Source organism: Methanobacterium sp. SMA-27 (assembly GCF_000744455.1).
In the GTDB taxonomy this organism is placed as follows: Archaea; Methanobacteriota; Methanobacteria; order Methanobacteriales; family Methanobacteriaceae; genus Methanobacterium_B.
Map to the genome: position 1 here is coordinate 782,570 of NZ_JQLY01000001.1, position 21,215 is coordinate 803,784.

Here is a 21,215-nt window from a genome sequence, read left to right on the forward strand (position 1 = left end):
ATGATTATCAATTAAAAAAGTAATACAAGCCCTTTCCTTCAAAATAGAATAATCACATTAAAATATAACCTTACACGTATAACAAGAGTGAACTACCCCTTCTTTTGGAAGGGGTTTCTTCCTTCATTGAATCCACTTTTGTGGTTTTCTCAGAGAAGCTTAATTTCCGTAGTTCCTACGGTACTGATTAAATTCTGTTTATCCAAAGCAAAATCGCGAATATTAACTGCTGCATTGATATCACGGTCATGTCTCTTTTCACAGTTTGGACAAATCCATTCACGTTGATGTAATTTTATTCCATTGTTGTGGTATCCACAATTACTGCAAATTTTAGTGGATGGCTCAAACAGTCCTAATTGGAGTAAAGTTTTACCGTACCACTCACATTTATATTTCAGTTTTTTCATGAAACTAGACCATCCTACATCACTAATACTCTGTGCAAGGTAATGGTTTCGTATCATGCCTTTAATGTTCAGTTTCTCTATTGCTATTACTTGATTCTCGCATACAATAGATTTACTAAGTTTATGCTGAAAATCCTCACGAACATTACATATTCGTTCATGAATTTTTGATATTTTTAATTTTTGTTTATTCCAGTTATTACTGCCTCGTTCTTTACGTGAAAGTTTACGTTGTTCACATTTAAGTCGTTTTAGCTGTTGTTTTAATGGTCGTGGATTATCCACCTTAACACCATCACTAGTAGTTAAGAATTGAGTTAAACCCATATCCAACCCGATAGTAGTTCCTTTACTGAAACCCATCTTAACTGGAGGTTCTTCTCCGTCATCCACCAATATACTTATATAATATTTATCTGTATTTGTCATTGATACAGTTGCTGTCTTTAATTTGCCTTTAAAGGTGCGGTGTAGCTTTGTTTTAACCCATCCAATCTTAGGTAAACGTATCATGTTGTTATCGAAATCGACTTTATAATGTTGTGGAACGTTGAATGATTGTACCCTATTTTTCTTTGATTTGAATCCGGGGAAATCGTTTTGTTTACGGTAGAATCTTTTAAAGGCATCTTCAAGATTAAGAGTAGCTCCTTGTAATGATTGACTATACACTTCATTTAACCATGTATTTTCTTTTTTAAGGGTTACTAATTCATTGTTAAGAGCAAAACGACTAATTGCTTTATCATTTTCTTTATATGTTCGGATTTTCTGTTCTAATCCCCAATTATAGACGAATCGAATAGCACCAAAAAATTTAGTGAAGATATCCTTCTGCTCCCGTTTAGGGTACATCCGATATTTGTATGCTCTAAACATAATTATTATTTATTGTTAAATTATTATTAATATATTGTGGTTGGATTCATCCCCACCCTCAGGGATGGGGTATTCTCCAACCTTTCGATAAACATCTTCAAAAATTTTAAGTATGTGTCTGACTAAAAAAATAATATATAAAGCAGGGATTGTACTTAAGGTATTTTTCATAAATTTCTTTCTTATCAGAATTTCTTGAAGTCCAACAACTTTCTAAGAGATTAAAATATCCAGTCTATTGTTGATTATTATGAGGAATAAGCAGAAGTTAGGATTAGGAATTATATTTTGTATGTTAGGTGTGATTATTTTAATCAGTAGTTTTTTATATTCTATAGTTATCCCTGGAGGACTTATATCATTGGCTGTAGGGATACTCTTAATATCGGATTCAAAGAAAAATTAGTAAACATTCAAACTAATAATTAGCTAATTCTGAATTAGAATTTTAACCGTAATAAAAAAGGAAAATAAATTTTTAGTACCCTAGTCCACTTGTTCCAGATCCACCGGGATTACTTGGGGCTGGTGCAGGATTATTTGGTGCAGGATTATTTCCTGGACTAGATGGTATCGGTGAACTCGGTATTGGGGTTACTGTTGATGTACTACTGTTGTTAGTACTGTTTACCATAGATGATGAAGAAACAACAATAATTCCGACCATAGATGGATGAATTGCACAATGGTAAGCATAGTCACCTGCTTGATTAAATGTATAATTGAAACTCTCACCAGGGGCCAGAACACCGCTGTCAAATAAACCAGTATCACTGACAACCTCGTGTTCTATGTTATCTTTATTAATCCAAATAATTGTAGTACTGCCAGTAATATGTACTGTAGAAGGATTAAAAGCCATATTCTGTATAGTTACAGTACTAGATTGTGAAGTACACCCCGAAACTGCAACGATACCTATAGTTAATAAAATCCCTAAAAATATAAAATTTATATTTTTCATCTATTTTATCCCCCAAATTTTTAAGAATATTACAAATCCTATTTCACCATATATTATCTTAATACACCCTAATTAATAAATTTTCCATTAAATTGTATTTTTTTATATAGAAATAGGAAGTTAAAATATCATAAATCTATGAATTTTTCATTTAAGAAGGAAATATATATTTATGCCTGTTAAAGATCTCAATAATGCTCTTTCAATTAAATAATAATTGTATTACTGAATGAGTTTAATGAAATACAGATCTATTAGTAATGAAATAATGAAAAGAGCTGCTACATTAAGAATAGCTAATTTTGTTGCTGATTCCCTATTAACTGGTTTTTTTATTATTCCAATAATTCCCAACGATAGAGATATGAGTGAGATTAAAGCGAGTACACGGAAATCTATTATCGATGGAAATATGTTCGTAAAAGGAAAGATCAAAAATGAAACTGTTGCTAATAATCCGGATATTGCAATAATTTTGAATCCAAATTCACGACCCTTGAGAACAATCCAAGTAATTTTACCTCCTAATTTGTCACCTTCCATATCAGGAATTTGAAAGCTAACTATAAATATCAAATTTAAAAAAATAATGGGAATTGAAAATAAAAAGAAAGATAGATCTAATGTTCTTTGTAAAGCAAAGTAACCCGTTCCAAGGAATATAACAACTGCTATAATATTTGCAACTTCTCCTAACCTTCTATAAGATAATTTGATTGGAGGTGCAGTGTAAAACCATGCTAACAAGTTACCAAATAATAAGAATAAGAAAAATGTTATGGGATATTTAAATACAACAGTAAAAACCGCTGTAAGAATAATTGATAGGCTCATTATAATTATTGAAAACCATTTTGCAAACTCTTTTAATTCGGGGTTTTCAACTAGGATACCACTACCACCAGAAATTAATGTTGGTGGAGTATGTTGATCTACATTGGAATCAAAATAGTCATTACTATAATGTACAGATAGATGGGCTGTAAATAAAATAGCATATCCGAGTACAAACTTGCTTAAAACAAATTCGGCATTAAACAAAATAGCTAATAATGCTCCCATTGTAAATAAAAGGAAGTCTCCAAGTAAATATTGGAACCTTCCAAGTTTAATAATTTTAGATACTGTGATAAGATTATATTCCATTGTATTTCCAAATATGATGGAAGTATTATATTATTTTTATGAGGTAAATGAAGTACGCATTAATTAGTATAACAGCTGCAAATATTGATGCTAGGTTGTAAATACAGTATTTTGTGGCAGTGAATTTGTCTAATGGTTTTTTTATTAGTTCAATTATTCCTAAACTCAATGGAATTAATGATATAAGGGCAACTATACGGAAATCGATTATTGGGGGAAATAGATTTGTGAATGGTAGTATTAGAAATGAAATAGTTGCCAATAATCCTGATATTGCCATGATTTTAAATCCAAATTCACGACCTTTAGAAGCAATCCATGTCATTTTACCCCCTAATCTATCTCCTTCCATGTCAGGGATTTCTACGCTTAGTGTAAATAATAATTGTAAAAACAACATTGGAATGGCAAAAACAAAAAAGGGAAGGTTTAACGTTCCAATTAGGGCAAAGTAACCTAAACCTGGAAATAAAAGGCCGATTGCAGTATTTCCAAATTCACCTAAGCCGCGATAAGACAGTTTAAATGGTGGAGCAGCATAAAACCATGCTATAAGATTTGCAACAATAACAAAGAGGATAAATGTTATTGAGTAGGAAAATAGGTATGTAAAAAGTATGGAAATGCCAATGGCTAATCCAATTAGTGTGATGCCCATTATTTTAGATTTATTTCTCCATTCAGGATGTTCAACTAGTACTCCGCTACCACCAGAAATAGCTGTTGGAGTGCCAAAATGATCTGAAACAAAATCATAATAATCGTTATGATAGTGAACTGCCCATGTTGATAAGAATATAATAGCAAATCCTAGTATAAATTTGCTTAAAACAAATTCAGCATTAAAGAGAACCCCAAGTAGAGCACCAAGACTGAAATAAAAGAACAATCCTATAGCAAATTGCGGTTTTCCCAGTTTGATAAATTTCAATAAATTATTAACATTGTTATTAGGTTTAACAGTGATGGTTTCAGACAAAATAATCCCCCTAACCTTAAATTTCTTTTTAGATAATTAATATCCATAATACATGGTTTTACAGTATTGTATCTAGTTTTATTTTTGATTTTCACAATTTATTTACAAAATAGGATGATTTATAGTAGTAAATCATATGCAACTTATTTCACCCTATTACAATATTATACAACATAAGAAATATATTTTACTATAATTAATTAATTTATCCTATTCTGATATGATTATACATTTATATTATATTCAATCAGAAAGATACAAGTATCTATTTAAGTCTTAATTGTAGAATATATTTGTTATATTAATGATTATAGGTCTAAAAACTTAATAATTCATTCATTGAAGTTATTTTCTTTTGTATTTAGTGACCTAGTATATATTGATACATATTTGTTTTTTTGGCAATCTTTTGAAATTAGATTAAGATATTACATTATTTAGCGATAAATTTCAGAGACAAATTATAATAACGTCTTATTATAACTTTCATGAGATATAAGCGATTCTTTAATAGGTGTGTATTAGATAAACCGATATGCTGTGATATTGATAATTAATTACAACTAAAAGTTTAAATAGTATATGTTAGAATTATATAATATAATGATAGAATTTTATATCATTATGTTAGAATTATATATTTGAAGGTGGGAATTAATGAATAAAAATAAAATAATTGATAAAAGCAGTGACTCATACAAATTAAACAGAGGATTAATGTGGATAGGATCTGCAATATTATTGATAAGTGCAGTTTACATGATAATTTTGAAAACATTAAACGATTACATTACTATAGCAGTACTTTTAGGTGCATTAATTATTATATCTAGTTTCTTTTCTTACATTGGAATGTATAACCCCAAAGATGAACGACTATTGAAGATAGGAACCACATCCGCTACATGGTCTTGGTTTACCACTCTAGGATTTATTTGCTTCCTTCTGTTCAGTGGATTTTATTCTAATCGTCAGTTCCAATCTACTGAACTCTTTGGACTGGTGATTTTTGTCATGGTCAGCACCATGCTAGTTGCGAATACTTACTACAGCTTAAAGGGCGATGTGGAATGAAAACTCGGATGAAAGAATATCGAGCAAGATACAATCTTACTCAAGCCCAGTTAGCCGAAAAAGTGGGAGTAAGAAGGGAAACCATTGGTTTTTTAGAGAAAGGAAAGTACAATCCTTCCCTAAAATTAGCACATGATATAGCAATGGTTCTCGGGGAAAAAATCGAAGATATATTTATCTTTGAAAATGACGAAAAATAAGGGATTAAATAATCTAATTTCATCATTTAACCCATAAATCTAAATCTACACCATGAGTATAATCAAAAAATGTGATGTTATTAAGTGGAAGACCCAATATTTTAGTTGATTTAAGAGTCTCGTGATATCTTGTTATGCTCAGTTCTGAATTTCCACCGTTAGTAACAACGACCACATGTATGGGGATATTATTTTTATTACAGTATCTTATTATACCTGTGCTTGCAAGAGTTTCATCATCAGGATGAGGTGCTTACAATGAGGACTCTGTCAGAAGAGGTTATATTAGGGCCTTGAGGATAATTGGTGATACCATTATTATAATTGTACTCATAGACGCTTAATCCAATAATTAAAATAAAACTAAATGTCAACGTAAATAATATTTTCCTATTCATGTAATCACTTTTGTACAAAATATTAAAAAAAAAATGATATTTTCATGGTTTTCGGATAAAAATATCGATTAAAAGAGTTATAAGATGAGGATAATTCTTCAAGAATTTAAGTATTGAGAGTTTTGAAATTGATTCTGGATCTTTATTTTCTAAAAATGTTGCAAGTGCATTGAAATCATCATCTGTGAGTTTATCAACTATTTTCCTGTATTTAAGGGAGGTTTCAATATTTTTTCCAATAGCTAACTTCCAAAGGTCCTGATATTTTTTTAGATATGGGGACGATGTATCTTCCTCTTCAATTGATTCTACTGCTACTTCTGCTGCTATTTTAGCACATGTTACGCTGTTTTCTATACCTGCACCATTTACTGGATCAGCATGTCCTGCAGCATCTCCAACAACCATAAGTCCAGAAGAATAGGTTTGATCCATGGGTCCTGAAATTGGTACTCCTCCTATATTAAGTTCTACAGGAGTTGCATCCAATTTACTTATGAATTTTGTTAAGTAATGATATGCTGTTTCTTTTGAGTTTAATACACCCAAACCAACATTTGCAACCCCCTCACCTTTAGGAAACATCCATAAATATCCTCCAGGAGCAATTTTATCACCAAAATATAATTGCATATAATTTTGGGGAATATCAACGCCTACCATTTCATATTGGGCACAGGAACCTATATCATTCACAGTATTAACAGTTTTAAGGCCAGCTAATCGGGATATATTAGATTCAAGACCATCAGCTGCTATCACAATATCTGCTTTAATATCGAATGTCTTTCCAAGGTGCTTAGCAACGACTCCACAGACCTTTCCATCTTTTATTATAAGATCTTTGACTGTAGTCTTTATCATTATGTCTGTTCCAGCTTTGGCTGATTTTATTGCTAGCTCTTTATCGAAAATCTTTCTCTCTACTACATATCCTTCCATGAATCCGTGTATTTTGTTACCTTCCACTCGAACATGCTTACCATTGGGAGCATGGACATCTGAACCTTTTAGTTCTGCTCGTATATATTTTTTAGATGGCTTTATTCCAAGAGTTTTATAAGTAGCTTTAGTCGTAGCTTCACCGCATTGGACAGGGGTTCCAATTTCCTGTCTTTTTTCAATCATTAATACATCTAAACCACCTTTAGATGCAAAAAGAGACGAAGCAGATCCAGCTACTCGACCACCTACAACAACCACATTATACTTCATGATTCTTCTCATTGTTCACAAATAAATATCTTGAATATACATTTTGATTGTAGATATTAAATCATACTCATTGTTATATTGGCTTAAACTATTTTTAGTTAAGTTTTATTTGTATCTAATCATAATAATATTATGTAAATTGGGTTTAATTAGGGATAAATATTTGGGCAATAAATTCAAGTATTAAAGGTCAAAAGAAAGTGAAATGACAGAGAAGATGAACTAAATCATTTAAAGATTTTTTATCTTAATGTTGGAGAATACCCCATGTGTGAGGGTGGGGATGAATCCAACCACTACATATAAATAATAGTTTAACAATAATTAATAATATCGTATGCGATAACCAAGCATACTACACTTAATCTAATCAGTACCGTAGGAACTACGGAAATTAAAGCTTCTCTGAAAAAACCACATTAGTGGATTTAATGAAGGAAGAAGCTCCTTCCGAAAGGGAGGGTAGTTCACTAATCTAAATTAAAATAAAATGTAAGGTTTGGAAGATTTTGCAAACCAATATTTTCTTGAGTAATTATTTTTTTATTCAGTATTTTATACCAGATCCACCTGAGCTGTTTGAACTACCCGTACTAGTAGGTGCTGAAGTAGAAACAACAATAGTACCAGTCATAGATGGATGTATAGAACAATGGTAAGGGAAGCTTCCAGTTTGATTGAAAGTGTAGTTGTAGCTCTGTCCTGTAGCTAAATCTCCACTATCAAATACTCCTGTATCACTTACAACGTGATGAGTGGTTGAATCTTTATTAATCCACATAACAGTTGTGCCAACCTGAACATTCAACGTTGAAGGATTAAAAGCCATATTCTGGATGGTAACAGTACTACCAGATTGACTAGATGTACATCCAGAAACTGCGACAACACCCAATACTAGAAAAACACCAAAAACTAGAAAGTTTCTATACATATATTTTCCCCCCTTTTTAAACAAGTTATACGGTATAATCAATTTTGATCATATCGTCTTCGATCATGACTTCATATGTTTTAAGATTTCTTGGAGACTTCAATACTTTACCTAAAGATAATTTGATTCCAGTCCAGTCTGTCCATCGAATTACATGTCCATCTATAAGATCAAATTGACTGTGATGCCTTGGACAAGTAATGACTGTTCCATCCAATTTGCCCAGGGATAAGTTGCCTCCCATATGAGGACAACGATTATCAGATGCATAGTAATTGTCTCCTATTCGGGCTATCATGAATTCATGACCACCAATCTCTTTCATTTTCATTTCACCATCATTTAACTCATCCTTTTTGAAAACTTCAACAAAACTCACTTTTTCTACCCCCATATCTAGGCCCAAATTTCCTAAAATTAACTCTAAATATTATTTAAATACAATAAGCACAATATAACCGATGTTTTATTCACAATATCCTCCATAATAATTTTGTATTACTGTAGTTTATTATATTATATCAAAAAGACTTATAATTTATGGTGAACATGACTGTTATAGGATGAATTAAGATAGAATGGAAGAAAGTATAGATCTATGCATGAGTGAGATTTCGATAAAAAATAGATGGGACATGTGAAAAACATATTGCAGGGAATAGACTTGCAATTATAAGTATAGGTATATATTAAAGAGCAAATAGTAACAGATGCAACTATTAGGCCGGTTTTAAAGGGAATACAAAAGACATTTAAGAAATATGTAAAATATTTTTTGGAAAGATGCAGAAATCAAATTTTGATGAATTGATGAAGAACACATTAAAACAGCCGCAGAACTAGTTCAAGCAGCAATTGCGGGTGATAATGACAGAGCATAATATCAAAGAATATAAAAATACTATTAGTAGTGAATAAGTATTAAAACAAATCCATTTTTTTAAAAATAGAAAAAATAAATAAATGGGTTAAGTTATTCTGGTTTTAAGACTTCAAAGAACAATTTTTTAAATTCATCTAAGAGTTCTTTTGGGAAGGTTAATCCTACACATATAACAAGTACACCTGTACCTAGAACTTCATCTTCATTGTTTGGGTCTTCCATGAGTTCTTCATCAAAAACCAGTTTTACTTTTACTTTTTCTTGAAGGAAATCCCAGAGAGTGTCTTGTTTATGGTCTGCACCATTGATTTCAATGTTGTTTCGTAAGGCTAACTGTAAAAATTTCTTCCAATCCTCAAAGTCGCAGAATTCTATCCACACTGATCCACGGTAATCAATGCAGGAATTGCAGGTTTCAATTTCCCAGAGAAAAAAGTTTTTAACAATATCTTCCATTCCATTATCAACCATAATAATAAAGTCATCATCAATTTTTACTTCAACTTGTTCATGTTCTTCCATATTTTAATATCTGTTTTTTCAACTATCTACTATTTTCCCAGTTCAATATAAACTGAGACTTTTTAAAAGGAATTGATGTTGTTCCCGAATTCATGTTCTTTGCCAATTATTTATAACATAAATTCTCAATACAGAATAAGAAATAGTTTAAAACTTGTATATTCTCATTTTAATAGAATTTCTATATTACCTCTCTATTCGGATGAATTTATGAACAATATTTATAAAATAAAGGAAAAAATGAAGTAATTACATATAACATAATTTCCTTTGGTAGCTTTTGATCTAGAGCAGATATATGGAAAATTAATATATAAAAAAATTTATTACGCTATAAATATAAAATATAATGTAATTAGGTGAAATTAGGTGCAACACACAAAAAAAATAATTAGGGATAGAATGGAAAATAAACAATTGATATGGAGTGATGTTAATATTTTGGTGTTATCGCATCGTAATTGTGTAAATTCCTGCGTTTATAATATACGCTTGGAAAGTGGTAATACTACTGATAATTGGGGGCCTTGTTAGCTTTAATCAGCGGAGAATACACTCCAGTAAAATTCATTAAAATAAATTAACAAATGTAGGGGGGTGAGAATTATGCCAATTTTTGCAATTCAATTGATGCATTCTGTTGAATCCTGCCCATTATACAATGCAGATAATAAGAAAAAACTTAAGCAACTTTCCAGCAAAAAAGAAGAACTTAAAGTTAAATATCAAATCAATATATTAACTGAAGTTGTTAACAAACTAGAACATTTAATTACAATTGTACTTGAAGCACCAGGCTATAATGCAGTTGAATCATATCTAAATGATGTAGGTTATGCCTTCTATAATAAAATCGAAGTTCGAGAAGTAGAATTCGTGGATAAAGTGATAAAAACCCTCTAATTCTACATTATTTAAAACATTTTAAGAATTATGGTAAATAGGGGTGATGAGAAATGACTTATGTTTTGGTTATACATAAAGTTGAGGACTATGATAAGTGGAAGTCTTTATATGATGAGAATGGTGCTATGAGAAAAACCTACGGTTCGAAGGGTGCCTTTGTATTTCATAATTCTAATGATCCTAACCATATGGTTGTAATAACAGAGTGGGAAAATATGGAAAAGGCTAAAAACTTTGCTGAATCTGAAGATTTAAAAATTACAATGCAAAAAGCGGGCGTGATTGGCCAACCAGCAGTTTATTACCTGGAGGAGATTGAAAGAACACCGTACTAAAGAAATTTTGAGGTGAATTAGGGGGGGTAGCGATTTTTAATTGATAAGGTCAATGATTATGATGAATGGGAACCCAATTATGGAAGATATATCTCTACTAAAACCAACGGGGCCAAATTTGTTATATCCCAATAGATCTTGTAGATCATTGTTATTAAAATAAAAAGAGGTGAATTCTAATGTCAAATATTTTAGATGTTTTAGAAGTGCCAAAAAGTGGATACAGTTTGATTATGGAAAACAAAAAAGTTAGGGTTATGGATATGAAATTGAAACCTGGAGATAAATCACCTATGCATAACCATCCTAATGACCATGTAGTTTATGTTTTTAATAATGCAAAGTTTAAATTAAGTTTTCCTAATGGAAATAGTGATGAATTTGAACTCAAAGCAGGACAAGCTTTATGGATAGATGCTGGACCACACGAAACAGAAAACATTGGCAATACTAATGGTCATAACCTAGTAACAGAAATAAAATAACTCCATGAAATCCCTAAATTATGTTTAATTTTGGTACTGTATGATAACATAATAGATCTTTTATTCTTTTTCCCAAGGGGTTAAACGAGGTATCCATCTTGGCACATTTTTCTTGTATTCAATATACTCATTTCCAAACCTCTTTTCTAACCCGGGTTCTTCTGAATAAACAAAATAGATGTGATTAAAAATAACTACGAAAATAAAAAATCCAAATAATTCAATAGAAGAAAAGATCATTGACTCACCGAGAATAATCATTGAAAGTCCACTTATCATGGGGTTTCTAACATATCTGTAAAGATCACCAACTACCAACCTCTTTGGAGGATCCCACGGTGCCAGAGTGCCTTTACCTACCTTAAAAAATGATTTATTAGTATAAACTACAAATCCCAATCCTAAAAGAATTAAAAATATTCCCAAAAACTAAAATAACTCCTGAAATAACTGAATTAGGAGCCAATAAATGATTATTAAACTTAAGAATAAATATTGTAGGTACTATAACAGTAAAAATTAAAGGTAAGATTAATGAGAATAAAGATCTCGCAAATAATTTCATACATTTATCCATAAAATTTTCTAAAGTTTATAATTAATGAAATTTGACTTTATCTTCAATTCCATTATATGATATTGATCATTATTATTAGTATTCCCTAAATTATAATTGCAATAGCTATTATCCAATGTAAAGAAGAGTCTATACCATATTTATTCACTGAGAGCAGATTTTCGTTTAATTCTAATTCAATTCATTTTTCTCTTTTTGCCAGCTCTTTCTAAGTTTTTTTGTTCTGGTTTTAAGATCAATTCTAGATTCCGTTAATTAATTAACTCCCCATTTTTTCTATTTTAAGTTCCAGAGGAGGGATATACTAATTATTTTCCATTTGATTTTGCGAGGGATACTAAATCTGCTTTTTCTTTCAATAGTTCGCTTATTATGATGGAGTTGTCATAATGCTCTAGTGATTCTCCACATTTTGGGCATGAGAAGTTGTGTTCAGATGCTTTTTCAAATTTGTATCGGTGGCCATTAGATTTACAGGCGAAAAACATATTTGCTTCTTCGTATTCAATGGATTTTTCAATTTCTTCTGATAATCTTTCATATTTTTTGGCTATTACATCGAATACATTTTCCTTCTCAAATTTCCAACTGTAAATGAACCATTTAGTCTCAGGGTCCTGGCTTTTCTTATAAGTAGCAATGCCTGCTTCATTTAATTTATATAGAACTTTTCTAACGGTATTTAGCTTTATATCGGTTTCTTCTGCTATTTCTAAGTCAAATGTTTTACCATTTAATATACATTCAATAATCGAAATACTGCCTTTTTCATTATTGGTTATATCCATTAACATTTCCTGAACAACTGTATTGGTTAGCATGGTTCTTAGTCCTCTTCATCGATAAAAAAATATTAAAAATTTATAATGGTTCTAATGTTCTGATAAGTCTTTCTGCAGCATTTTTTATTTCGGGATCCTTTATTTTATCACTTCTTGCTATTTTAAGTGCCATTTCTAGTATTTTTGGAACATCTTCTGTTGAAATGTTTTCAACCATATTGGTATAGGTCTGTCCAGATTCATCTTCCATTTCAACCCTTTTCTCTACCATAGTATCTAACATTACTTTACATTCTTTCATTAAAGCCGGATCATCCTTCATTGCTTCACATTTAACCATAAGTTCATTGGTTTTTTTATCATCCATTTATAAACACTCCTATTTGTTAATGATATAATCTCTAAATGAAAATAATTATAAAATAAAATTACTTTAGTTCTTAATTATTTTTTTTTTACATAGTCATTTTTGCAGGTCCTGAAAGGAATGGTAATGATATTTTCCCATGTAGATATGCAGATGTGATTTCGTTTTGTTTTAAAAAGTAACCACAATGTTGGCATTTAACTCCTTTGTTTTGTTTTTTCATGAATCCACCATCTGTTTTATGGATTAAATTGCTCATTTTTATCACCATCTTTCTAAATCAGTTTGTAATTTTGATTTACGAGAAAATTAGTCTTATAAGTATTTTATAAAACTGGATGTGTACTATTTGGGATGTATTGAGGGATTTACTTTTTTAATCGAAAATTAAAATAAAGGGATATTTGTAAGTTTTTTATAATCGGAGGCGAGCAGGGATATATTGCTTTTTTTTCACAAAAAAAATAAAGCGGTATATTTTTGGTAAAAATAATAAATGTTAAGTGAGTTTTCCCTACTCTATTAAATATATTAGGTGTACGTACTATATACAATTTATCATTTTTAATAATAAACTTTTTATATTTATAAATTTTTTTAAATATTTTCTGAACAATCAAATATACTTTTTCTAAAAAATTGATATGATGTGAAGTTCAAAATATATTAAAGTGAGAAAAAAGGAGCTGATATGTTATGGATAAATTTGAACAATTAATGAATGATGTTGGTAAAATGTCACCAGGTGATCAAAACAAAGCCATAGAAGAATATAAAGCTTCATGTATCTGTCCCACTTGTCCAACATGGAATAAATGTGCTGATGATGCCAATGAAAAACTTTTCTGTGTAACAGGAAAAAGTGTTAGTTGTATCACAGAACCCAAAGGTTGTATGTGCCCTACATGTCCATTAGCCCAATCTCTTGATGTGGGAATGGAACGTAACACATATTGTTTAAAAGGCTCTGAAATGGAACAAAGAGGATAAAAAGAATCAATTAGTGGATTGCAATTTTTTACAACTAAAATATTTTAAAGGTTTAATTTGAGGAATTTCAAAATTATCGAAAATGGGCATAAGCTATTTGATACTACAGAATTAATTTTTTTTCAGAAATTAACTAAAAACAGATAATATATAGCAACAGCTGCCAAAACAATCAATACATTTACAATTAACCGTTTCAGAAGGTCATTGCTAAAATATTTAAAATCTAAAAAGACTATGATAACCACGAATAAAATTACATATAATATATTTACTATTAGATTTGCCATTTTAAATCACCAATTTTTTTATATCATTTATACAGACTACATGCTCTGATTATTGTAGATGATTACTTCATATAAATATGTTTAAGGCATATTTCCAATCCTTTCCTCTGGTGTCAAGTATCTAAACTCAGGGCTGCAGATCGGCTGAACAAAATAAAACTCAAATAAAGCATTACTATACAATAGTTCCTTTCTAAGGAGTGAAGAAAAAAACTATTAATTGGTTAAACCAATAGTAATATTGATAAAGTATCTGAGGTGAAAAAAAATGGCAAACCCTATATTAGCCCTGATTATATCTTTCTTTTTGCCGGGTATCGGTACGGTATACGCCGGAAATATAATGAAGGGAATAATAATTTTCATTGTAGCAGTGATATTAGGAGCATTGGCAACAGTCTTTTTATTGGGAATCGTTGCGTATATACTCTACGTCATTGTATGGCTTTACGGTATGTACGATGCTTACACAACTGCTAGTGCCACGTAAGTTAAATATTTCTTTTTTTATTTTTTTACTAAATTCGTATCAATTCAAGTTGTTTAAAAGAAATTAATTGTTAAATCTATCAGCCTACTTTAGCATTAATAACTATTTATACATAGTATTAATAAATAGGATTAATATTAAAGGGGGAATAAATTTATGGATTTAAATATTCTGTGGTTTGTACCTTTAGCTCCAACTTGCCAAGCTCTTTTAGAACAACACCTTTATTATGTAAAATTTCAATATTTTCAGGTTCCAATTTCAAAACCCGATCCAAACACTTTAAAGCATGTTCATACTCTAATCGTTCTATAAATTCATAACATTCATTAATCAATTTATCATTATTTCGATTTTTTAACTTGTCAAATACAGCCATACTTACCTCATAAATTATTTTAAAACATCAAACAAGTATTAATTTAATTTCTTTTAATTAATTGGTTATGATTTTTTTTATTAATATAATTCTTTAATAAATTTTTTTTTGAATATTTCTTAATCTACATCTTTGCTGAATTTGGGCGTGATTTGGGCGTAAATAATGAATGAAATACGCATGAATTGTGTATAATGCTTTATATAATGTTTAATAGAGGGAGTTTTATGTCATTTTTATCGCTGGTGGTTAAAAATCCATTCAGAAACAAGACTAGAAGTGCCCTTGCCATTACTGGTATTGCAATTGGAATAATTGTAATAGTGGCTTTAGGAATGGTTACGGGAGGCCTTAAGAACTCAACGCAGAGTACGCTTAAGGCAGGTTCAGCTGAAGTGACAGTCGTTCAAGCTGGATCAAACGGAATGGGATCAAGTGGTAGTTTAAACGAAAGTTATGTTACATCTCTACTTAACGTAAGTGGTGTTAAAAGTACAGCTGGAATTTTAAGGGCAACTAATACCTCAACTGAAAGTGTAAGCTCAAACACTAGTCAAGGAGGCGGTTTTGGTGGTGGTCTTACAATAACGGGTATAGACTCAAATATGTTAAGTCTGGAAGGTATTGATAGTGTTAATGGAACACTATTCACAAATACCAGTACTGATCAAGTTATAATAGGAAAAACTGAAGCTCAAAGTCTTAACAAAACAGTAGGAGATACAGTAAATCTGTTAGGGCAAAATTTCACAATAACTGGAATATTTGAAACAGGTAATTTCATGACGGATAATGGAATTTTGATGCCTCTTTCAACATTACAAAATCTCACAAATAATAATGGAAAAGTCAGCAATATACTTGTAAAAGTAACAGACAATGCAAATGTCACCTCAGTAAGCAATTCAATAACTTCTGCTTATCCTAATGAACTTTCTACAACAACTGCTGCCTCTTCAGCTGATAGAATAAACCAAGGATTAAGTTTCATAGACACGGCTAGCTGGGCAATATCACTTTTAGCCATTTTTATCGGCGCTGTTGGAGTTATTAACACAATGGTAATGACGGTTTATGAAAGAACAAGAGAAATAGGAGTATTAAAAGCAGTAGGATGGAAGGATAGTAGAATATTAGGGATGATACTTGGAGAATCAATTGTGCTCACACTCTTGGCATTTGTTATTGGATCAATAATAGCTGTCGTAGGGGTAGAAGTTCTATTAACTATAGTTCCATCTGTAGGAAGCGTGATTACACCCTCCTTTTCAATCGATATATTCCTCAGGGCATTTGGTGTTGCGGTAATTGTCGGTGTCATAGGTGGATTATATCCAGCTTACAGGGCAAGTAGATTATCCCCAACGGAGGCACTGCGCTATGAATAAAAACGAAAACATCATAGAAATAAGAGATCTGAAAAAAAGCTATGATAATGGAAAAATAAAGGCTCTAAATGGCATGAATTTGAATGTGAAAAAGGGAGAATTCATATCTATAATGGGTCCTTCTGGTTCAGGAAAATCCTCTTTACTTAACATGATAGGCGGATTAGACGTGGCAGATGAGGGAACCATAAACGTGGCTGGTATTGATATGATGAGTAGCAAAAACCTGAACAAATTTCGATCAAAAGAAATAGGGTTTGTCTTCCAAATGCACAACTTGATACCAAACTTAACTGTGGTTGAGAACGTGGAAATTCCAATGTATGAAACCAATACAAATTCTAAAGACATGCGAAAAAGAGCATTGGATATTTTAAAATCAGTTGGTCTAGAAGATAAAGTAGATCAAAAACCTACTAAACTATCTGGTGGACAAAGGCAAAGAGTTGCAATAGCTCGTGCTCTTATAAACCACCCATCAATTATTTTAGCCGATGAACCTACAGGATCTTTGGATTCTAAAACTGGAGAAGTTATCCTTGACTTGTTGAAAGATCTTCATAAAAAAGAGAACGTAACATTGGTCATGGTTACACATGAACCATACGTAGGAAACATGGCTGAAAGAATTATCACAGTATTGGATGGAAAATGTCTAACAGATAACAAAACATAAACAAAAATCTCTTTTTATTTTTTTTTGAATTTATTTAATTGAAATCAAAAAAAATATTGTAAGAAATTTGATGGGGGTGGCCACTGTAAAAGTTGAAAAATTCTATGTCTTAAATTGATATATTTTAAGAAGAAATTAATGGAGTAAAAATATGAATAAAGAGATTTGGTGGGTATTTGCTGGTACAGCAGGGGGACCTAATCGTGCCAGGATTGTTAAGATGTTAAATGAAAGACCTTGTAACGCCCATCAACTTGCTGAAAAACTTGATCTTGATTATAAGACTATACGTCACCATTTGAAAATATTAAAAAATAAAAATATGATTGTCGCTGGGAAAACCAAATATGGGACTTTATATTTCCTTTCAACTAAAATGGAAGAGAATTATAACATTTTAAATGAAATTTTTTGAATTTATGTTAAAAAATTAAAAAGTGAAAAAATAGAAAATTAATAATTTAATAGGATTAAAAAATGGTAACAGAAATAGGGCCTACAGTGATAATATTAATTTACTTAGCATTTGCAATGGGCCTTGCAAATGTTTGTTTATTATTAGGACTCCTTAATTCATATTGGAAAACATATAAAGAAATAAAATCACAATTCACCATAGGTCTATTGTATTTTGGATCTTTTCTCATTATTCAAAATATTTTAGTTACAATTGCATTGGTGGTTCCATTAATAGTACATCTAGTGCCGTTTGCAATATCCAATTCCGAATTTGGACCCCAAATTGTATTCATCTTAATCAATATGATCCAACTAGTTGCACTTAGTATCCTTTACAAAATAACCAAAAATTAGTACCTATGGTTCTTGAACTTTTACTCTTTGAATAAGTGTTAATCTTTGATTTTCATTGTTATTTTGGAATTTAAATTAGATACTAATTTACTCCTGATTGGAATAATAAAGAAATTATATTGGCTATAGGTATAAAGTAGATATATCCCCCATAAATACTTCTTATTTATAATAAGCAAGATAAACAATTGAAAATCATTTTTTAAATAAATAACAGTTAGATTATATTAACGTTAAAAAATGTAAGGCCAAAAAATAAAAGAAAGCCACATTAAAGAAAGATTAATTTCAATAAAGGATATAAAATTGTAATATTTCTTTAGAATGATTTGCATTTAATTTTTAGGTTATAATAATATATACCAGTTAATAGAAAATATTAATTAATAAATCCTACAAATATTCTATGGAGAGAGATATATGTCCAGAATGTCTTCAGTTTATTTAGAGATAGATGAATTTGAAATTACTGACGTTACTCGTCATTATTATGCAGATGGAAAAGCACATTTTAAGTTTAACAGAAATACTAGAAATACTAGAATATACATTCATCTAAAAAGTAAAGAAGATCAACGGATGAAGTTAATTTATAAAGATGAAAATGGTACTTTACAGGTTGACTCACATCTCGCTCTAACTTCAATAACTTGTAAAGATGGGGTTATAACAGTAAATATGGAAAGATAGCTTGTTTTCCAAATGATCTATGACTAAAATATGTATTCTTTAGATTTAAGGAAGTTCTTTAAGATGTATATCATTTTTTTTATTTTATTTGAATAAATTCATATAATTTTCATATCAACGGAAAATAATAGATAAATTTATTTCGTCATACGGTACTATAACGAAGTAGAGTATTTTCATCGAAAATTTAATGGCTCCATAGCCTATTGATGTAAAAATATAACTAAGTCAGATGAAAATATCTTTTTAATAGATTTAGAAATTAGAAAAAATATCTGATCTTTGAGATAAATAAAAAAAATCTACGAAACATACCAATTTGATATGCGGAGTATAGATGTACCAGTTAATTTATTATGCTTTCGGTGTTTTTTATATTTTCAATTAAAAATTAACATTTAAAAACTCATTATTTGAGTGTTATTCATCAATATTCTTAAAACAATAAAAGTTATATAATCTGCAAACAATCATGGTATATTGCAGGGGTACCCGAGCGGTCAAAGGGGGTGGACTCAAGATCCTCTGGCGCAGGCCTACAAGGGTTCGAATCCCTTCCCCTGCACTTATTTTAAGTTTTTTTATATTATTCTCCAATATCTATTAGTCTTTTATAAAATAAATTATCTTATGTTTTTTTAATAACCTTATATGATAATTACGGTGTATTGTTAAGAATTAACTCTTTCACAATTCAATAGGCATTAAGTGGCATTTTTAATTATTAATTAACATTTTAGCCCAATATTTACTTCCAGTGCACAACCATAATAATTGTTTCTTTCAAACTTTTCCCTTCATTTAATGTTTAAATTCATAAACATAAAGTTTAAATACTTAAATGTTTACATTTAACTTTAAATTATCATAAGAAATTGTCTAAAAACCCTAAAAATTATGTTCAATAATTTAATAGAAAATTTAGAGGAAAAGTATGATGAAAAATACCTATTACTACCATTATTTGGTGTATTAATCTGTTTTTACATTAATTTGTAAAATAAATGATAATAGCCTAGATTTTGATTTGAAAATAGATGACCCAATAAAATTTTTAGTAACTGAATTAAAATTTTTAAATAGGAATTTTAATAAAAAATACTTCAGAGCAACTGGAACCCTTAAAAAAGGAATGAATTAAGTGCAATCAAAAAATGAATACATAAATAACATTTAAAATTAGAATCCTTGTAAAAAAAAGAAAAAAAGAAAGTTCACAGTATATCTTAGGCTGGTATGAAAGGGTTACCTCCCACATTGTTTGGTCTATTATCTCCCATTAGACCTACAGTTATATCATCTAAATAAGCCCTACCTCCATTATATATTCCTCCACCATCGCGTGCCATGTTATTGATGATTGTTGACCCATATACAGTTAATAAGTTCGTATTATAGATCCCAGCGCCTATGGGGGCAGTATTATTTCTAATTGTTGAATCTTCAACAGTTAATTCACCATTATTACAAATTCCTCCACCATCATATTGGTCTGCGTGGTTATTGTTGATTGTTGAGTTTTCTATGGTGCAATGTTCATAATTACAAATTCCTCCACCATTATATTTTGCAATGTTGTTTGTGATTGTTACTCCTCTTATGGTTACTGTGCCATGAACATTACCAATTCCCCCACCATTTAATTCTGTTGAGGTGTTGTTGGTGATTGTTGAGTTTTCTATGGTTAACGTGCAATGTTCATAATTACAAATTCCTCCACCATTATATTTTGCAGTGTTGTTTGTGATTGTTACTCCTCTTATGGTTACTGTGCCATCATTATAGATTCCGCCACCAAGACGTGATGAACTGTTGGTGATTGTTGAGTTTTCTAGAGTTAATATGCCATCATTATATATTCCCCCACCATTAACTTCCAACCTATCATCCCACAGGCCCTTCTCGTTTTTTAAGGTTAAATTGACAATTGTAACCCTAACCCCTGAGATGTATATACAACTATTCCCTGTTTGTCCGTCGATTAGGGTGTTGTTTTGATTATCCCCAATTAATGTGATGTTTTTATTGATTCGAAGATTAGTATTGTATATTCCAGGCCCTAATCTTATAGTATCACCGGAATTTGCAATTTCAAGAGCGACTTCGATGTTTCTTTTTGGTGTTTCTGGTGTGAGTCCATCATTTCTATCTGTACCATTTTTAGCAACATATATTGTTCTGGTATTATCTGTATCATTGTTGTTTTCACCAATATTCACATTATCATGTTGTGCTATGTTTATGGCATAGATTCCAGGAAAGCTTCCCAAAATCATTAAAACCATCAAGAATATGTGTAGTTTAAAATATTTTCTCATCATTAAAAACACCTCCTACCTCAATAAATTATTTTTATTTATACATTCTCTCTTTTTTTACTCCTTTTTAAATAAGTACAGAGTTTTAAATAATAACAAAGTGGGGGATAGAATCATATTTTTTT

The 21,215-nt window shown here is 30.4% G+C and carries 26 protein-coding genes, 1 tRNA gene and 1 pseudogene; 13 read left to right on the forward strand and 15 right to left on the reverse strand.

The window, feature by feature from the left end; genetic code table 11:
* Positions 1 to 149: 149 nt before the first annotated feature.
* The 4 genes from tnpB to DL91_RS04040 form a co-directional block, all read right to left on the reverse strand.
* On the reverse strand, positions 150 to 1,289 hold the full coding sequence (tnpB, locus tag DL91_RS04025; protein WP_048190345.1) for an IS200/IS605 family element RNA-guided endonuclease TnpB: 1,140 nt from the start codon (positions 1,287 to 1,289) through the stop codon (positions 150 to 152).
* A 478-nt stretch (positions 1,290 to 1,767) separates the two neighbouring features.
* Positions 1,768 to 2,253: a plastocyanin/azurin family copper-binding protein gene (locus tag DL91_RS12755; protein ID WP_052374129.1), complete on the reverse strand. Its 486-nt coding sequence runs from the start codon at positions 2,251 to 2,253 to the stop codon at positions 1,768 to 1,770.
* Positions 2,254 to 2,475: 222 nt separating this feature from the next.
* Complete coding sequence (locus DL91_RS04035) at positions 2,476 to 3,399, reverse strand: prenyltransferase (RefSeq protein WP_048190346.1); 924 nt, start codon at positions 3,397 to 3,399, stop codon at positions 2,476 to 2,478.
* 25 nt (positions 3,400 to 3,424) lie between these two features.
* On the reverse strand, positions 3,425 to 4,378 hold the full coding sequence (locus DL91_RS04040) for a prenyltransferase (RefSeq protein ID WP_156095960.1): 954 nt from the start codon (positions 4,376 to 4,378) through the stop codon (positions 3,425 to 3,427).
* Between the two features lie 657 nt (positions 4,379 to 5,035).
* On the opposite strand from DL91_RS04040, the gene DL91_RS04045 reads away from it, so the two are divergent.
* Entirely contained in the window at positions 5,036 to 5,452 is a 417-nt protein-coding gene (locus tag DL91_RS04045; protein ID WP_052374132.1) for a hypothetical protein, read from the forward strand.
* Positions 5,449 to 5,652 (forward strand): helix-turn-helix transcriptional regulator, encoded by a 204-nt coding sequence (locus DL91_RS04050; RefSeq protein WP_048190347.1) that lies wholly within the window; start codon positions 5,449 to 5,451, stop codon positions 5,650 to 5,652. The genes DL91_RS04045 and DL91_RS04050 overlap by 4 nt, the downstream gene beginning before the upstream one ends.
* Before the next feature lie 22 nt (positions 5,653 to 5,674).
* On the opposite strand, the pseudogene DL91_RS14500 reads toward DL91_RS04050, so the two are convergent.
* From DL91_RS14500 to DL91_RS04070, 5 genes and pseudogenes are all read right to left on the reverse strand, one after another.
* Positions 5,675 to 5,893 (reverse strand): annotated as a pseudogene (locus tag DL91_RS14500) (PIG-L family deacetylase); the annotation flags it as partial.
* A 199-nt stretch (positions 5,894 to 6,092) separates the two neighbouring features.
* Positions 6,093 to 7,265, reverse strand: a complete 1,173-nt coding sequence (locus tag DL91_RS04055) for an NAD(P)/FAD-dependent oxidoreductase (protein WP_231551382.1) — start codon at positions 7,263 to 7,265, stop codon at positions 6,093 to 6,095.
* Between the two features lie 547 nt (positions 7,266 to 7,812).
* Complete coding sequence (locus DL91_RS04060) at positions 7,813 to 8,199, reverse strand: cupredoxin family copper-binding protein (protein WP_081882599.1); 387 nt, start codon at positions 8,197 to 8,199, stop codon at positions 7,813 to 7,815.
* Positions 8,200 to 8,224: 25 nt separating this feature from the next.
* Positions 8,225 to 8,578, reverse strand: a complete 354-nt coding sequence (locus tag DL91_RS04065) for a Rieske 2Fe-2S domain-containing protein (protein ID WP_048190349.1) — start codon at positions 8,576 to 8,578, stop codon at positions 8,225 to 8,227.
* A 594-nt stretch (positions 8,579 to 9,172) separates the two neighbouring features.
* Complete coding sequence (locus tag DL91_RS04070) at positions 9,173 to 9,604, reverse strand: hypothetical protein (protein WP_048190350.1); 432 nt, start codon at positions 9,602 to 9,604, stop codon at positions 9,173 to 9,175.
* Positions 9,605 to 10,210: 606 nt separating this feature from the next.
* Between DL91_RS04070 and DL91_RS04075 the strand changes: the two genes are divergently transcribed.
* The 3 genes from DL91_RS04075 to DL91_RS04085 all read left to right on the forward strand — a co-directional run bounded on the left by DL91_RS04075 (position 10,211) and on the right by DL91_RS04085 (position 11,330).
* The gene (locus DL91_RS04075; RefSeq protein WP_048190351.1) at positions 10,211 to 10,507 is read left to right on the forward strand and encodes a hypothetical protein; all 297 of its coding nucleotides are present in this window, start codon (positions 10,211 to 10,213) and stop codon (positions 10,505 to 10,507) included.
* A 53-nt stretch (positions 10,508 to 10,560) separates the two neighbouring features.
* Complete coding sequence (locus DL91_RS04080; RefSeq protein WP_048190352.1) at positions 10,561 to 10,845, forward strand: antibiotic biosynthesis monooxygenase; 285 nt, start codon at positions 10,561 to 10,563, stop codon at positions 10,843 to 10,845.
* A gap of 179 nt (positions 10,846 to 11,024) precedes the next feature.
* Positions 11,025 to 11,330 (forward strand): cupin domain-containing protein, encoded by a 306-nt coding sequence (locus tag DL91_RS04085; RefSeq protein ID WP_048190353.1) that lies wholly within the window; start codon positions 11,025 to 11,027, stop codon positions 11,328 to 11,330.
* Between the two features lie 60 nt (positions 11,331 to 11,390).
* On the opposite strand, the gene DL91_RS04090 is transcribed toward DL91_RS04085, so the two are convergent.
* The 4 genes from DL91_RS04090 to DL91_RS13430 all read right to left on the reverse strand — a co-directional run bounded on the left by DL91_RS04090 (position 11,391) and on the right by DL91_RS13430 (position 13,315).
* The gene (locus DL91_RS04090) at positions 11,391 to 11,756 is read right to left on the reverse strand and encodes an isoprenylcysteine carboxylmethyltransferase family protein (RefSeq protein WP_052374134.1); all 366 of its coding nucleotides are present in this window, start codon (positions 11,754 to 11,756) and stop codon (positions 11,391 to 11,393) included.
* A gap of 459 nt (positions 11,757 to 12,215) precedes the next feature.
* Positions 12,216 to 12,728, reverse strand: a complete 513-nt coding sequence (tfe, locus tag DL91_RS04095) for a transcription factor E (RefSeq protein ID WP_048190354.1) — start codon at positions 12,726 to 12,728, stop codon at positions 12,216 to 12,218.
* A gap of 40 nt (positions 12,729 to 12,768) precedes the next feature.
* On the reverse strand, positions 12,769 to 13,056 hold the full coding sequence (locus DL91_RS04100; RefSeq protein ID WP_048190355.1) for a hypothetical protein: 288 nt from the start codon (positions 13,054 to 13,056) through the stop codon (positions 12,769 to 12,771).
* Between the two features lie 88 nt (positions 13,057 to 13,144).
* Positions 13,145 to 13,315, reverse strand: a complete 171-nt coding sequence (locus tag DL91_RS13430) for a hypothetical protein (protein WP_156095962.1) — start codon at positions 13,313 to 13,315, stop codon at positions 13,145 to 13,147.
* 437 nt (positions 13,316 to 13,752) lie between these two features.
* Between DL91_RS13430 and DL91_RS04105 the strand changes: the two genes are divergently transcribed.
* Together DL91_RS04105 and DL91_RS04110 are read left to right on the forward strand one after the other, a co-directional pair.
* Positions 13,753 to 14,046, forward strand: a complete 294-nt coding sequence (locus tag DL91_RS04105; RefSeq protein ID WP_048190356.1) for a DUF2769 domain-containing protein — start codon at positions 13,753 to 13,755, stop codon at positions 14,044 to 14,046.
* A 558-nt stretch (positions 14,047 to 14,604) separates the two neighbouring features.
* A complete protein-coding gene (locus tag DL91_RS04110) occupies positions 14,605 to 14,826 on the forward strand; it encodes a hypothetical protein (RefSeq protein WP_048190357.1) in 222 nt (73 codons plus the stop codon).
* A 154-nt stretch (positions 14,827 to 14,980) separates the two neighbouring features.
* Here DL91_RS04110 and DL91_RS04115 read toward each other — a convergent pair whose 3' ends face one another.
* Entirely contained in the window at positions 14,981 to 15,205 is a 225-nt protein-coding gene (locus DL91_RS04115) for a tetratricopeptide repeat protein (RefSeq protein WP_048190358.1), read from the reverse strand.
* A 227-nt stretch (positions 15,206 to 15,432) separates the two neighbouring features.
* On the opposite strand from DL91_RS04115, the gene DL91_RS04120 reads away from it, so the two are divergent.
* The 6 genes from DL91_RS04120 (at position 15,433) to DL91_RS04145 (ending at position 19,337) form a co-directional block, all read left to right on the forward strand.
* Complete coding sequence (locus DL91_RS04120; protein WP_048190359.1) at positions 15,433 to 16,593, forward strand: ABC transporter permease; 1,161 nt, start codon at positions 15,433 to 15,435, stop codon at positions 16,591 to 16,593.
* Positions 16,586 to 17,269 (forward strand): ABC transporter ATP-binding protein, encoded by a 684-nt coding sequence (locus DL91_RS04125; RefSeq protein WP_048190360.1) that lies wholly within the window; start codon positions 16,586 to 16,588, stop codon positions 17,267 to 17,269. The genes DL91_RS04120 and DL91_RS04125 overlap by 8 nt, the downstream gene beginning before the upstream one ends.
* Before the next feature lie 151 nt (positions 17,270 to 17,420).
* Positions 17,421 to 17,684: a winged helix-turn-helix domain-containing protein gene (locus DL91_RS04130; RefSeq protein WP_048190361.1), complete on the forward strand. Its 264-nt coding sequence runs from the start codon at positions 17,421 to 17,423 to the stop codon at positions 17,682 to 17,684.
* A 62-nt stretch (positions 17,685 to 17,746) separates the two neighbouring features.
* On the forward strand, positions 17,747 to 18,082 hold the full coding sequence (locus DL91_RS04135) for a hypothetical protein (RefSeq protein WP_048190362.1): 336 nt from the start codon (positions 17,747 to 17,749) through the stop codon (positions 18,080 to 18,082).
* Positions 18,083 to 18,502: 420 nt separating this feature from the next.
* Positions 18,503 to 18,772: a hypothetical protein gene (locus tag DL91_RS04140; RefSeq protein WP_048190363.1), complete on the forward strand. Its 270-nt coding sequence runs from the start codon at positions 18,503 to 18,505 to the stop codon at positions 18,770 to 18,772.
* A gap of 482 nt (positions 18,773 to 19,254) precedes the next feature.
* Positions 19,255 to 19,337: transfer RNA gene (locus tag DL91_RS04145), tRNA-Leu, on the forward strand.
* A 661-nt stretch (positions 19,338 to 19,998) separates the two neighbouring features.
* Here the strand turns inward: DL91_RS04145 and DL91_RS12760 are convergent.
* Positions 19,999 to 21,093 (reverse strand): right-handed parallel beta-helix repeat-containing protein, encoded by a 1,095-nt coding sequence (locus tag DL91_RS12760; RefSeq protein WP_052374136.1) that lies wholly within the window; start codon positions 21,091 to 21,093, stop codon positions 19,999 to 20,001.
* Between the last annotated feature and the right edge of the window lie 122 nt (positions 21,094 to 21,215).